Origin of the sequence: Streptomyces sp. NPDC000983 (genome assembly GCF_040299205.1) — a bacterium.
In the GTDB taxonomy this organism is placed as follows: domain Bacteria; phylum Actinomycetota; class Actinomycetes; order Streptomycetales; family Streptomycetaceae; genus Streptomyces.
In genome coordinates this window covers 170403-184864 of record NZ_JBEPBM010000005.1, presented here as the reverse complement: position 1 = coordinate 184864, position 14462 = coordinate 170403, and the positions used below count along the sequence as shown (strand labels likewise).

Genomic DNA, 14462 nt, shown 5'->3' with positions numbered 1-14462 from the left:
TGCTCGAGCCGCCGGGCCCCGGCTCACCAGGACGGCTTCTCGTACTCGTCGACCGTCCCGTCGCCGTTGTCGTCGTGGACGTAGTCGTAGGCGTCGCCGTAGGTGTCGGTGTAGCGCGTGCAGCGGCCCCCGGCGCGCAGCTCCGGACGGTCGGTGTACCAGTTGAGGTGGAGCACGACGCGGACGCCGTCGTCCAGGGTGGCCGCGATGCCGGTCCCGGTCCGCTCCACCTCGCGGCCCTCCGCCCGCCAGGCGGCCTCCAGGGCCTTCAGCGCGGCCGGGAAGCCGTCGGGATCGGCGAAGTCCAGTTCCCAGCTGTAGAGGGGCCGGTCGCGGGTGACGTCCTCGTCGTCCCAGCCGATGTCGTCCGTGCAGGAGGTGTCGGCCTCCTGCACGGGGTGCGGGTCGCCCGTCGGCGCGGGGGACAGCGCGCGGTACACCGCCTCACCGGTCCGGGTGGTCTCCCGGACGTGCTCGCGGAAGCCGTCGGTCGTCCCCACCGGTCCGCCCGCCAGCACCTCGCACCCCTTCGCCAGCAGCGCGAACAGCACGACGAGGGCCACGGACGAGGCGACGAGCACGGTGTTCTTCTTCATACCGGTGATCGAAGCCGGTCCCGCGGCCCGGCGGCAGGGGTCCGCTACTCAGACGGAGTGGGCGCCGGTGCTCATGCCGGGATGAAAACCGGACCGGAACACGTTGGGGCTTGTCGTGGACGATCAGACGGGGAGCCAGGGCGTGGCGGTGCGGCAGGGATGGGCGCGGAGACTGTGGGGGTACGCCTGGCGCTACCCGAAGGACGTCGTCCTGGCCCTCGGCTCCTCGCTGGCCGGTATGGCCCTGATGGCCCTCGTCCCGCTGATCACCAAGGTGATCATCGATGACGTGATCGGCGACAAGACCCGCTCCATGGCCGTGTGGGCGGGCCTGCTGATCGCCTCCGCCGTCCTCGTGTACTTCCTCACCTACGTCCGGCGCTACTACGGCGGCCGGCTCGCCCTCGACGTTCAGCACGACCTGCGCACCGACATGTACGGCACCATCACCAGGCTCGACGGGCGGCGCCAGGACGAGCTGTCCACCGGGCAGGTGGTGGGACGCGCGACCAGCGACCTCCAGCTGATCCAGGGGCTGCTGTTCATGCTCCCGATGACCATCGGGAACTTCGCCCTCTTCTTCGTGTCGCTGGTCGTCATGGCCTGGCTGTCCCTGCCGCTGACCGCGGTGGCGCTCGCCGTCGCGCCCGCCCTGTGGTGGATCGCCCGGCGCAGCCGCGCCAAGCTCCACCCCGCCACCTGGTACGCCCAGGCCCAGGCGGCGGCCGTCGCCGGAGTGGTCGACGGCGCCGTCAGCGGCGTCCGGGTGGTCAAGGGCTTCGGGCAGGAGGAGCAGGAGACCGGCAAGCTCAGGGACGTCGGCCGGCGCCTGTTCGCCGGGCGGCTGCGCACCATCCGGTTCAACTCCAAGTACACCCCGGCGCTCCAGGCCGTCCCCGCCCTCGGCCAGGTCGCCATGCTCGCCCTCGGCGGCTGGCTCGCCGTGCGCGGGAACATCACCCTCGGCACCTTCGTCGCCTTCTCCGCCTACCTCGCCCAGCTCGTCGGCCCGGTCCGGATGCTCGCCATGGTCCTGACCGTCGCCCAGCAGGCCCGGGCCGGCGCCGAACGCGTCCTGGAGCTGATCGACACCGAGCCGTCCATGAAGGACGGCACCAAGGAACTGCCCGCCGACGCGCCCGCCACCGTCGAGTTCGACGATGTCTCCTTCGGCTACGACGGCGCCGAGGGCCGGGTCCTGGACGGCCTCAGCTTCGAGATCCGCCCCGGCGAGACCCTCGCCGTCGTCGGCTCCTCCGGCTCCGGCAAGTCCACCGTCTCGCTGCTGCTGCCCCGCTTCTACGACGTCACCCACGGCGCCGTCCTGATCGGCGGCCACGACGTCCGCGAGCTGACCCAGGACTCGCTGCGCGCCGCGATCGGCCTGGTCCCCGAGGACTCCTTCCTCTTCTCCGACACCGTCCGCGCCAACATCGCCTACGGCCGCCCCGACGCCACCGACGAGCAGATCGAGCAGGCCGCCCGCGCCGCCCAGGCGGACCGCTTCATCACCGAACTGCCCGAGGGCTACGACACCAAGGTCGGCGAACACGGCCTGACCCTCTCCGGCGGCCAGCGCCAGCGCGTCGCCCTCGCCCGCGCCATCCTCACCGACCCCCGCCTGCTCGTCCTCGACGACGCCACCTCCGCCGTGGACGCCCGGGTGGAGCACGAGATCCACGAGGCCCTCGCCCAGGTCATGGAGGGCCGCACCACCCTGCTGATCGCGCACCGCCGTTCCACCCTCAACCTCGCCGACCGCATCGCCGTCCTCGACGCCGGCCGCCTCGCCGACCTCGGCACCCACGACGAGCTCCAGGAGCGCTCGGCCCTCTACCGCAGGCTGCTCACCGACCCCGACGAGCTGGGCGGCGTCTCGCCCGGCCACACCCCGCCCGCGGTCCCCGACGAGGACACCTCGGTGCGGGCCGAGCTGGACGCCGAGTTCGACGCCGAGCGCGGGATCACCCCCCGGCTGTGGGCGGGCGAGCGCACCCCGCGCGACACCGCGACCGACGGCGCCCCCGCCACCCCCGAGCTGCTCGCCCAGGTCGAGGCGCTGCCCCCGGCCACCGACGTCCCGGACGTCGACGAGGCCCGGGCGGTCACCCCCGAGGACTCCTACGGCCTGCGCCGCCTGCTGCGCGGCTTCGGACGGCCCCTGCTGCTCAGCCTCGCGCTGGTCGCCGTCGACGCGGGCACCGGCCTGCTGCTGCCGGTGCTGATCCGGCACGGCATCGACAGCGGGGTCTCCGAGCAGGCCCTCGGCGCGGTCTGGGCGGCCACCCTGCTGGGGTTGCTCGCGGTGAGCGTGCAGTGGGCGGCGCAGATCGGCGAGACCCTGATGACCGGCCGCACCGGTGAGCGGGTGCTGTACGCGCTGCGGCTGAAGATCTTCGCCCAGCTCCAGCGGCTCGGGCTCGACTACTACGAGCGCGAGCTGACCGGCCGGATCATGACCCGGATGACCACGGACGTCGACGCCCTGTCGACGTTCCTGCAGACCGGCCTGGTCACCGCCTTCGTCTCGGTCGTCACCTTCTTCGGCATCATGGGCGCACTGCTGGTCATCGACCTGGAGCTGGCCCTGCTCGTCTTCGCGACGCTGCCGCCGCTGATCGTCGCCACGTACTTCTTCCGCCGGGCGAGCGTGAAGGCGTACGAGCTGGCCCGCGAGCGGGTGTCGGTGGTCAACGCCGACCTCCAGGAGTCGGTCGCCGGACTGCGGATCGTGCAGGCGTTCCGGCGCGAGCGGGACGGCGGCGCCCGGTTCGCCGAGCGCAGCGACAGCTACCGGCAGGCCCGCATCCGCGGCCAGTGGCTGATCTCGGTGTACTTCCCCTTCGTGCAGTTCCTGTCGTCGGTGGCGGTGGCCGCGGTGCTGATCGTGGGCGGCGGCCGGATCGACGAGGCCACGCTGACGGCCGGCGCGCTGGTGGCGTACCTGCTCTACATCGACCTGTTCTTCGCCCCGGTCCAGCAGCTCTCCCAGGTCTTCGACGGCTACCAGCAGGCGACCGTCTCGCTCGGCCGCATCCAGGAGCTGCTGCGCGAGCCGACCTCCACGAGGTCCGCCGACGAACCCCTCGACGTGCTCTCCCTGCGCGGCGAGATCGCCTTCGAGAACGTGCGCTTCGCCTACGGCACCGCCGAGGAGGCGCTCACCGACGTCGACCTGCACATCCCGGCCGGGCAGACCGTCGCCTTCGTCGGCGAGACCGGCGCCGGCAAGTCCACGCTGGTCAAGCTGGTCGCCCGGTTCTACGACCCGACGGGCGGCCGGGTCACCGTGGACGGCACCGACCTGCGCTCCCTGGACATGACCGCCTACCGGCACCGGCTCGGCGTCGTCCCGCAGGAGGCGTACCTCTTCCAGGGCACCGTCCGCGACGCCATCGCCTACGGCCGTCCCGCCGCGACGGACGCCGAGGTGGAGGCCGCGGCCCGCGCGGTGGGCGCCCACGACATGATCGCCACCCTGGACGGCGGCTACCTCCACGAGGTCGCCGAGCGGGGCCGCAACCTCTCGGCCGGCCAGCGCCAGCTGATCGCGCTGGCCCGCGCCGAGCTCGTCGACCCCGACGTGCTGCTCCTCGACGAGGCGACGGCCGCCCTGGACCTGGCCACCGAGGCGCAGGTCAACCAGGCCACCGACCGGCTGGCGGGCCGCCGTACGACGCTGGTGGTCGCGCACCGGCTGACCACGGCCGCCCGCGCGGACCGGGTGGTGGTGATGGACCACGGCCGGGTCGCCGAGGACGGCACCCACGAGGAGCTGCTGGCCCTCGGCGGACGGTACGCCGCCCTGTGGCGGACCTTCGTCGGCGAGCCGGTCGGCGCGGACCTGAACTGACCCCCGGCGCGCAACCGTCCGGCCCGGTCCGGCGTCCGTACACCAGTACGCTCATCGCCGGGCACGGGGAGGACGATCAGTGGACAGTGGTGCGATACGCCGACGGCTGGGGGTGGGCCTCGCCCTGCTGACCGCGTCCGGACTGCTGGCCGTCGCCGCGCCGGGCGAGGCACGGGCCGCCGGCACCTCGTGCCCGGGGCGCAAGGTCCGCACGGTGCCCTTCTCCACGGGATCGGTGCAGGTCTACCGCAGCGGGGGCACGGTGTGCGTCTTCACGCTCGCCGAACACCCCGGCCGGAAGCGGACGATGGGGGTCAGCGTGCAGGCGCGCGGCCACCGTCCGGTGCCCTACCAGGGCAAACACCGGCGCAAGACGCCCACCGTGTCGGTGTACGCGGGCAACCGCTGTGTGAAGGTGACGGGCAGGGTGGGCGGCGGAAGGGGCGCCTCCGGCTGGATTCTGTGCTGATCCGGCTCGATCTTTAACGGGTTTGTCGTCAACTCCTCTGGTGTGATCGTCAGTTGCTCCGATACCTTCCGGGCGCACATCTGACTCACAGGGGAGGGTGCATGCGCAAAGCGCTCAGATGGCTGCTGGCGCTCACGGTGCTGATAGGCACGTTGAGCACGGCCGGGGCGGCCACCGCCGCCCAGCCGGAGGCCACCGCCGACATCAAGGACCGGCTGCTCGCGATACCGGGCATGAGCCTGATCGAGGAGAAGCCGTACACCGGTTACCGCTTCTTCGTTCTCAACTACACCCAGCCGGTGGACCACCGGCACCCGTCCAAGGGCACGTTCCAGCAGCGGATCACCGTGCTGCACAAGGACGTCAGCCGGCCGACGGTGTTCTACACCGGCGGCTACAACGTCTCCACGACCCCGAGCCGGCGCGAGCCGACCCAGATCGTGGACGGCAACCAGATCTCCATGGAGTACCGCTACTTCACGCCGTCCCGCCCGGCCCCGGCCGACTGGACGAAGCTGGACATCTGGCAGGCCGCCACCGACCAGCACCGCATCTTCAAGGCACTCAAGCCGATCTACGGCAAGAAGTGGCTCTCCACGGGCGGCTCCAAGGGCGGGATGACCGCCACCTACTACGAGCGCTTCTACCCGCGTGACATGGACGGCGTCGTCGCCTACGTCGCCCCCAACGACGTGGTGAACAAGGAGGACTCGGCGTACGACGAGTTCTTCGCCAACGTCGGCACCGAGGAGTGCCGCGACCGCCTCAACGGCGTGCAGCGCGAGGCACTGGTGCGCCGGGAGCCGCTGGAGCAGCGGTACGCCGCCTACGCGGCCGAGAACGGCTACACCTTCGACACCGTCGGCAGCCTGGACAAGGCGTACGAGGCGACGGTCCTGGACTACGTGTGGGGCTTCTGGCAGTACAGCCTGCTGGAGGACTGCGGCACGATCCCGGCGGACGCGAAGAACGCGACCGACGACGAGATCTGGACGTCCATCGACACGATCGCGGGCTTCAGCTTCTACACCGACCAGGGCCTGGAGCCGTACACGCCGTACTACTACCAGGCGGGCACCCAGCTCGGCGCGCCGACGATTGGCTTCCCGCACATCGAGAAGCGCTACGTCCGCTACGGCTACCTGCCGCCGCGGTACTTCGTCCCGCGCTCCATCCCGATGAGGTTCCAGCAGGACGCCATGCGTGACGTCGACAGCTGGGTCCGCCACCACGCGAACCGCATGCTGTTCGTCTACGGCGAGAACGACCCCTGGGGGGCGGAGCCCTTCCGCCTCGGCAAGGGCGCCCGTGACTCGTACGTCTTCACCGCGCCGGGCGCCAACCACGGGGCCCGGGTGGCCGGTCTGGTGGACGACGAGAAGGCCCTCGCCACGGCGAGGATCCTCGAGTGGGCGGGCGTCGCCCCCGCCTCGGTCCAGGCGGACCCGGCCTCGGCGAAGCCGCTGGCCAGGTTCGACGCCAAGCTGGACAAGCGCACGGTGGAGCGGACGCTGCGCCCGTAACGCAGTGACGCAGTGACGCTGTAACGCAGTACGCGCCCGGCCGGTCACACCGGCCGGGCGCACCCCACCGGCCGTTCGCCGCCGAGCTGGACGTACAGGGCCGTCGCGGCCGGGCAGTCCTTGCGCTTGCCGACCGCCTTCACCACCTTGTACTCGGGCTTGCGCTCCGCCTCGCCGTCGCAGGACGTCTCGCGGACCTGGCGGCCGCCGGAGTCGTAGACGCAGTCGCCGACGATGGTGCGGGGGCCGCCGCCGGCGCCCGGGTCGCCGGGGTGCGGGGCGCTGAGATTGCGCATGCAGGCGTAGCCCTGGGGGACCGCGCCGTCGCCGTCCTCGTCGGAGGGGCTCTGCTCGCTGATGTGCAGGACGAAGTCCGTCGTCCCGGGGCAGGGCGGGCCGTCACCGACCGCCCCGTCGAAGCGGGCCACCACCCGGGCCGCCGCGCGTTCGCCGTCGCAGCGCACCTCGGTGAAGCTGGTCGTCCCGAAGGAACTGCACTCGTCCACCCCGAGGAACTGGGTGCCGTAGCCCGCGGGCAGGCTCGCGCTCGGCGACGCGGACACCGGCCCGCCCGTGCCGGCCGCGTCCTCGCCGGGGGAGTCCCCCGACTGGCACCCGGTCAGCAGGGCCGCCGCCAGCACGGCCGCCGCCACGGCATGTCTCCCACGCATCGCGCTCCCCCACTTCCCCCGGTCCAGCGTGGCCCGCCGCGGCGGGCACACGCCAGACATACGGGGCGCTTTGCGCCCGTTGGGGGTGGTGCGCGGGGGTGCGGGCGTAGCGGCGCTACGCCGGATACGTCAGCCCGTGCCCTACCGGATACAGCACCCGGGCCGGATCGTCCGCCCGCTGCACCGGCACCGGGAGCCGCCCGGACGGCCGTACCGCGCCGGCGATCACCCGGGCCGCCGCCCGTAGTTCGACGTCGGTCCAGGAGTACGAGGCCACGTAGGCCCGGACGGCGGGGAGCTGGGCGACGTCGTAGGGGTTGCGGACGGCCACCGCCACCACCGGCTTCCCCGTCGCCAGCAACTCGGCCACCAGCGTCTTCTGCGAGCTGGTCGCCGACACGTTGTACGTGCCGACCACCACCGCGTCCGCGTCCCCGGCCGCCGCCACCGCCCGTGCGACGGTCGCGGCCGACGGAGCCGTCCCCGTGGACAGCGCGGTCGCGGTGAAGCCGAGTTCGGTGAGCGCGCCGGCCAGCACGCCCGTCGGCGGGCCGGTGGAGCCGGAGGGGGAGGCCGGGTCGGCGCCGACCACCAGGACCCTCGGTGTGTCCTCGGCGGACAGGGGCAGCAGGCCGCCCTCGTTGGCCAGCAGGGTCGTCGTCCGCTCGGCGACGCGGTCGGCCGCCGCCAGATGGGCCGGCACGCCCACCGTGCGGTCCACACCGCGATGGCTGACGTACGGGTCGCCGAAGAGGCCCAGCTTCGCCTTCAGCCGCAGCACCCGCAGGATCGACTCGTCGAGCCGCTCCTCGGTCAGCTCGCCGTCGCGCACCGCCGTCAGCACCGCGTTCCAGGCGACGTCCAGGTTCGGCGGGTTCAGCAGCTGGTCCACGCCCGCCTTCAGCGCCAGCACCGGCACCCGGTCGTCGCCGTACTTGGTGCGCACGCCCTCCATGCCGAGCGAGTCGGTCACCACGACCCCGTCGTAGCCCAGCTCCTCGCGCAGGATGCCGGTGAGGATCGGCCGGGAGAGGGTGGCCGGGTCGCCGGAGTCGTCGAGCGCCGGGACCATGAGGTGCGCGGTCATGATCGAGTCGATGCCCGCCTCGATCGCCGCCCGGAACGGGGGCGCGTCCAGCTCGTCCCACTGGGCCCGGGTGTGGGTGATGACCGGGAAGCCGTAGTGGCTGTCCACGGCCGTGTCGCCGTGCCCGGGGAAGTGCTTGGCGGTCGCCGCGACCGAGGAGCCCTGGAATCCGGCGACCTCGGCGGCCACCAGCCGGGACACCGCCGCCGGGTCGGCGCCGAAGGAGCGCACCCCGATGACGGGGTTGGCGGGGTTGACGTTCACGTCGGCCACCGGCGCGTAGTCCTGCCGGATGCCGAGCGCCCGCAGTTCCCTGCCGGCGATCCGGCCGAGGGTGCGCGCGTCGGTGCGCGAACCGCCCGCGCCGATCGCCATCGCGCCGGGGAAGAGGGTGGCGGGCTTTCCCACGCGCGCGACTATGCCGTGCTCCTGGTCGGTGGAGATCAGCACGGGCAGCCCGCGCGGCAGGCCCAGGGACGCCTTCTGGATGCCGTTGGAGAGGTCGGCGATCTGGTGCGGGTCGCGGGTGTTGTGCGCCCAGGCGAAGTAGATGATGCCGCCGACGCGGTAACGGTCGATCAGCTCGGCCGCGGTGCGGACGCCGATCTCCTTGAGGTTGGCGTCGATGTCGGCCTGGTCGGGGGCGGTCGCGGAGTGACCGTAGACCCGCATCACGAAGAGCTGGCCGACCTTCTCCTCAAGGGTCATACGGGAGATCAGGGAGCGGAGTTTCTTGTCGTGCGCGTGGGCGGTGCCGCTCAGGGCGAGAGTCGCGGCTACTCCCGCGGTGGCGGCGAGGACGGTGCGTCTGGAGGGCACGTGCGCTCCTTCCGGAGTTGATCCGCTGAAGGAAACTTCCGAGGAGTCAGCAATATCCGGGAAGTTTCTGCCAGTCAAGGGAACGCACAGGAACGCGGGCCGGTGCGCGGGCCCGGGAAGGGGTCCGCCATCGGCGCTGTTGGAGGGGGGCGCGCCGATGGCGGAGGGCTGCCGGCCGCGGCACGGCGGAGAGGGTTGGTCAGCGTTCGCAGCCAGCAGCGAGGCCGACACCGCACCGAGGTGACTCTCCGACAGCGTGCCGCTTGGACGCCCGGGCACGGGGGCGGGTTCCCGCCGCCGCGCCGATCGGCCGAAGTAGGTGCCGCGGTGCCGCACGGGGCGCCTGTGGCACCGTCAGCCCGCCCTCGCCGGGCCGGAGGTGTCCACCGCCAGGGACACCGCGAGCCCGCCGAGCACCGTGCCCATCACATAGCGCTGCGCCCTGAGCCAGCCCGGCCGGCGGGCCAGGAAGACCGCGACGGTCCCGGCGGCCAGCACGATGCAGAGGTTGACCGTCACGGCGGTCACGATCTGCACCGAGCCCAGCAACAGCCCCTGGAGCAGGACGTGTCCGGCCTCCGGGTCGATGAACTGCGGGATCAGGGACAGGTACATGATGGCGATCTTCGGGTTGAGCAGGTTCGTCACCAGGCCCATCGTGAACAGCCTGCGCGGCGGGTCGTGCGGTACGTCCTTCGGCGCGAACACCGAGATCCCGCCCGGCCGGAGCGCCTGCCAGGCCAGCCAGCCCAGGTAGCAGGCGCCGGCCAGCTTCACCGCGAAGTACAGCTCGGGCACGGCGTAGAAGACCACGGACAGGCCGAGGTTGGCGGCGGTCAGGTAGACGAGGAAGCCGACGGCGACCCCGCCGAGCGAGATCACCCCCGCGCGTCTGCCCTGGGTGATGCTGCGGGAGACGAGGTAGAGCATGTTCGGTCCCGGCGTGAGCACCATGCCCAGGGCCACGACGAACACACCGAGCACTCCGCTCGGACCGACCATGGGGGTCCCCCTGTTGGGTCGAGGTTGCAGTGCACCGAGTCTAGGAAGCAGTATTGCCTCGATGCAATAAAGATATTGCTCTCGGTGCAATTCTGTGGTTGGGTGGTCGGCCACGCCGGGCCGGGCCCGGCCGATCACGCCGGGCCGAGGGAGAGTCGTTGTGCGGGACTACCGGAGCGTCGCCGACCAGGTCGCCGCGGAGATCACCGCCGGGCTACTCAAGCCGGGTGACCGGCTCCCCCCGCAGCGCGCCTTCGCCCGGCGGCACGGCATCGCCAACTCCACCGCCACCCGCGTCTACCAGGAACTCGGCCGCCGGGGTCTGACCGTCGGCGAGGTCGGCCGCGGCACCTTCGTCCGCGCCGCCGCCCCCACCGACCCGCCCGCGCTCGGCGAGCCCGGGGGCAGCCGGGTCGACCTGGAGTTCAACTACCCGGTCGCGCCCGGGCAGCCGGAGCTGCTCGCCGCGTCCCTGGAGGGCCTGCTCCGCGCGGACGTCCTCGGCGACGCGCTGCGCCCGGTCGGCCCGGCCGGCCACACCGTCGCCCGGGAGGCGGCCGCCGACCTCCTCGTCCGCGGCGGCTGGCGGCCCGACCCGGCGCGGGTGCTGTTCGCCGGCAACGGCCGGCAGGCGCTCAGCGCCGTCTTCGCCGCCCTGGTCCCGCCCGGCGCCCGGCTCGGCGTCGAGGAGCTGACGTACCCCGTGGTCAAGGCCATCGCGGGGCGCCTCGGCATCACCCTCGTCCCGCTCGCCATGGACGACGACGGACTCGTCCCGGAAGCCGTCGAGGAGGCACACCGGGCCGGGCCGCTGCACGCCGTCTACGCCCAGCCGGTCCTGCACAACCCGCTCTCCCTGACCATGCCCGCCGCCCGCGCCGGGCGGCTCGCCGAGGTGCTGCGCCGGCTGGACCTGCCCCTGGTCGAGGACACCATCTGGGCCTTCCTGCGCGACGAACTGCCCCCGCTGGCCGCGCTGGCGCCCGAGCGGACGGTGCTCGTGGACAGCCTCTCCAAGCGGGTCGCGCCCGGTCTCTCGCTCGGCTTCGTGGTGGCGCCGGGCCCGCTGCTCGCCGCCGTCGCAGCGGCCCTGCGGTCCGGGGGGTGGACCGCTCAGCGGTTCAACCTGGAGGCCGTCGTGCGCTGGCAGGGCGACGGTGTCGTGCAGCGGCTGGTGCGGGCCAAGCGGCAGGACGCGGCGGTGCGGCAGGACGTGGCTGCGCGGCAGCTGGCCGGGTTCGATGTGCGGACCGATCCGCTGTCCTACCACTGCTGGTGGCGGCTGCCTCGGCCGTGGCGGGCGGACATGTTCGTCGCCGCGGCGGCTCGGTACGGGATCGGGGTGCCGCCTGCTGCGGCGTTCACCGTGGGCGACGCGTATGCGCCCGGCGCGGTTCGGGTGGGGTTGGCTACGCCGGGGGTTGGGGAGCTGGGGTCGGCGCTGGCTCTGTTGGCTCAGTTGGCTCGGTCGGCACCGGATGACATCGCGTCGGACTGAGCCCCGAACGGGGGTCGGTCTTCGGGCGCGGCGCCGTTGGGGCTGGTCGCGCAGTTCCCCGCGCCCCTTGGGGGGTGGGTCGGGTCGGCCCCTCTGATCACCGGTCCGGTGTTTTCGGTTGTGCGGCCTGGGGTCGGTCTTCGGGTGCGGCGCTGTTGGGGCTGGTCGCGCAGTTCCCCGCGCCCCTTCGGGGTGGGTTGGGTCGGGCCCTTTGGTCACTGGTCCGGTGTTTTCGGTTGTGCGGCCTGGGGCCGGTTCTTGGGTGCGGGCTCGTTGGGGCTGGTTGCGCAGTTCCCCGCGCCCCTCGATCGCCGGTCCGGTGTGGAGTGGCCGGTTCTGGGGTGTGGCGTGGCCGGGGCCTGACCATTGGGGGTCCATCTCGTGGACTTTTGGGCGTCGGGGGGTCGGGGCGGGCGATCATGGGGGTATGCCAGTTGCCGACATTCCCGGTTCCAAGTCCATCACCGCGCGCGCCCTCTTCCTGGCGGCCGCGGCCGACGGAGTCACCACCCTCGTGCGGCCGCTGCGGTCGGACGACACCGAGGGCTTCGCCGAGGGGCTGGTCAGCCTCGGCTACCGCGTCGGACGGACCCCGGAGAGCTGGCAGGTGGACGGCCGCCCGCAGGGCCCCGCCGTCGCCGAGGCGGACGTCTACTGCCGGGACGGCGCGACCACCGCCCGCTTCCTGCCGACCCTGGCCGCGGCCGGCCACGGCACCTACCGCTTCGACGCCTCCGAGCAGATGCGCCGCCGCCCCCTGCTGCCGCTCACCCGCGCCCTGCGCGAACTCGGCGTCGACCTGCGCCACGAGGAGCGGGACGGCCACCACCCGCTGACCGTGCGGGCGTCCGGCGTGCCCGGCGGCGAGGTCACCCTGGACGCCGGCCAGTCCTCCCAGTACCTCACCGCGCTGCTGCTGCTCGGCCCGCTCACCGACAAGGGCCTGCGGATCACCGTCACCGACCTGGTCTCGGTGCCGTACGTCGAGATCACCCTGGCGATGATGCGGGAGTTCGGGGTGAGCGTGACCCGCGAGGGCGACGACTTCGTGGTCCCGCCGGGCGGCTACCGCGCCACCACGTACGCGATCGAGCCCGACGCCTCCACCGCCAGCTACTTCTTCGCCGCGGCCGCCCTGACCGGCGGCGAGGTGACCGTGCCGGGCCTCGGCGAGGGCGCGCTCCAGGGCGACCTCGGCTTCGTGGAGGTGCTGCGCCGGATGGGCGCGCACGTGGAGATCGGCGCCGACCGCACCACGGTCCGCGGCACCGGCGAACTGCGCGGCCTCACCGTCAACATGCGGGACATCTCCGACACCATGCCCACCCTCGCCGCCATCGCCCCCTTCGCCTCGGGCCCGGTGCGCATCGAGGACGTCGCCAACACCCGGGTCAAGGAGTGCGACCGGCTGGAGGCCTGCGCACAGAACCTGCGGGCGCTGGGCGTGACCGTGGAGACCGGACCCGACTGGATCGAGATCCGGCCCGGCGCGGTGCCGTCCGGCACGGAGATCAGGACCCACGGCGACCACCGCATCGTGATGTCCTTCGCGGTCACCGGTCTGAAGGTGCCCGGCATCTCCTTCGACGACCCGGGCTGCGTACGCAAGACCTTCCCCGGCTTCCACGAGGAGTTCGCCGCCCTGCGCGCCCGCCTGTGACCCGGCGGGACCGGCGCCTCAGCGGGGCTTGTGTGTGCCGCCGCGCAGTTCCGGGGTGCTCGTGGCCACGTAGGCCACCGCCAGCACGCACAGCACCCCGCCGGTGACCAGCGCGGTCGCCCCGGAGGTCCAGCCGGCCACCGCGCCGCCGCGCAGATTGCCCAGGTGCGGGCCCGCCTGGCCGACGATCAGCTCGGCCGCGGTCACCCGGCCCAGCAGGGCGTCCGGGGTCCGGGTCTGCACGATCGTCGTACGGGAGAGCACCGACACGGAGTCCGCGGCGCCCGCCACCACCAGCAGCCCGAGGCCCGTCCAGGCGCTGGTGGTCAGCCCGAACAGGGCGAGCGCGGCGCCCCAGACGGCCGCCCCGCAGAGCATGACCGCGCCGGGCCGGGCCAGCCGGGTGAGCCGCCCGGACAGGGCGGTGGCGGTGACCCCGCCGACGGCGACCGCCGACAGGAACAGGCCGAGGGTGCGCGGACTGCCGCCGAAGCGCTCCTCGTTGACCAGCGGGAACAGACTGACCGGCATCGACAGCACGGTCGCCGCGAGGTCGGTGATCAGCGCGCCGCGCACCACCCGGTGCCCGCCCAGGAAGCGCAGTCCGTCCAGCACCCCGTGCAGCCCGGCCCGCGCGGGCTCGCCCTCGGGCGGCAGCGCGGGCAGCCCGAAGGCGCCGTAGAAGGCCAGGCCGAAGCTGAGGGCGTCGATCAGGTAGCAGACGCCGATGCCGAACCAGCCGAGGAACAGGCCGCCCAGCGCCGGGCCGAGGAGCATCATCGCCTGGGCGGTGACCTGGTTGAGGGCGAGACCGGCGGCCACCTGCTCCTTGGGCAGCAGCCGCGGCACGAACACCCCCGCCGCGGGACCGCCCGCCGCGGCGAACGAGGCCCCGGCCGCGACCAGCACCAGGATGCCCGGCACCGGAAGGTTCCCGGTGAAACCCTGCACCGCCAGCAGCAGGGAGCAGACGGCCTGTCCCACGGTGGCCACGAGATAGATCCGCCGCCGGTCCCCGCGGTCCACCCAGGACCCGGCAAACAGCCCCACCACCACCAGCGGGACCGCCTGCGCGAGCCCCACCGCGCCGCTCCACACCGCGCTGTGCGTCCGGTCCCACACCTGGAACATGACGGTCACCATCGTCATGAAGCTGCCGAGGATCGAGGCGGTGCGCCCGATCAGCAGCCGCCGGAAGACGGGGGAGGAGCGCAGCGGCCGTACGTCGACGAAGGTACGGGCGAGGCTCATGAGGGCATGGCGAGGCGCGGCGGCGCGGGCGGG

10 protein-coding genes are annotated in these 14462 nt (G+C 73.0%); 5 read left to right on the top strand and 5 right to left on the bottom strand.

The features are described from left to right. Positions 1–23: 23 nt before the first annotated feature. Positions 24–596 carry a hypothetical protein gene (locus tag ABT296_RS07835; RefSeq protein ID WP_351924394.1) on the bottom strand — a complete coding sequence of 191 codons (573 nt, stop codon included), beginning with the start codon at positions 594–596 and terminating at the stop codon, positions 24–26. 142 nt (positions 597–738) lie between these two features. Here ABT296_RS07835 and ABT296_RS07830 point away from each other — a divergent pair, with 142 nt between their 5' ends. From ABT296_RS07830 to ABT296_RS07820, 3 genes are all read left to right on the top strand, one after another. Further along, positions 739–4449, top strand: coding sequence for an ABC transporter ATP-binding protein (locus tag ABT296_RS07830; RefSeq protein ID WP_351924656.1), 3711 nt, complete (start codon positions 739–741; stop codon positions 4447–4449). A gap of 79 nt (positions 4450–4528) precedes the next feature. After that, the gene (locus ABT296_RS07825) at positions 4529–4918 is read left to right on the top strand and encodes a hypothetical protein (protein WP_351924392.1); all 390 of its coding nucleotides are present in this window, start codon (positions 4529–4531) and stop codon (positions 4916–4918) included. A 101-nt stretch (positions 4919–5019) separates the two neighbouring features. Next, complete coding sequence (locus ABT296_RS07820; RefSeq protein ID WP_351924390.1) at positions 5020–6441, top strand: S28 family serine protease; 1422 nt, start codon at positions 5020–5022, stop codon at positions 6439–6441. Between the two features lie 44 nt (positions 6442–6485). Here the strand turns inward: ABT296_RS07820 and ABT296_RS07815 are convergent, their stop codons facing one another. The 3 genes from ABT296_RS07815 to ABT296_RS07805 form a co-directional block, all read right to left on the bottom strand. Further along, entirely contained in the window at positions 6486–7112 is a 627-nt protein-coding gene (locus ABT296_RS07815; protein ID WP_351924388.1) for a hypothetical protein, read from the bottom strand. A gap of 115 nt (positions 7113–7227) precedes the next feature. Then, complete coding sequence (locus tag ABT296_RS07810) at positions 7228–9018, bottom strand: glycoside hydrolase family 3 protein (protein WP_351924386.1); 1791 nt, start codon at positions 9016–9018, stop codon at positions 7228–7230. 354 nt (positions 9019–9372) lie between these two features. Continuing rightward, a complete protein-coding gene (locus ABT296_RS07805; protein ID WP_351924384.1) occupies positions 9373–10020 on the bottom strand; it encodes a LysE family translocator in 648 nt (215 codons plus the stop codon). Between the two features lie 160 nt (positions 10021–10180). Here ABT296_RS07805 and ABT296_RS07800 point away from each other — a divergent pair, with 160 nt between their 5' ends. Continuing rightward, positions 10181–11518, top strand: a complete 1338-nt coding sequence (locus tag ABT296_RS07800) for an aminotransferase-like domain-containing protein (RefSeq protein WP_351924382.1) — start codon at positions 10181–10183, stop codon at positions 11516–11518. A gap of 427 nt (positions 11519–11945) precedes the next feature. Beyond that, a complete protein-coding gene (gene aroA, locus ABT296_RS07795; protein WP_351924380.1) occupies positions 11946–13178 on the top strand; it encodes a 3-phosphoshikimate 1-carboxyvinyltransferase in 1233 nt (410 codons plus the stop codon). 18 nt (positions 13179–13196) lie between these two features. On the opposite strand, the gene ABT296_RS07790 is transcribed toward aroA, so the two are convergent. Then, positions 13197–14429, bottom strand: coding sequence for an MFS transporter (locus tag ABT296_RS07790; RefSeq protein WP_351924378.1), 1233 nt, complete (start codon positions 14427–14429; stop codon positions 13197–13199). Positions 14430–14462: the final 33 nt, after the last annotated feature.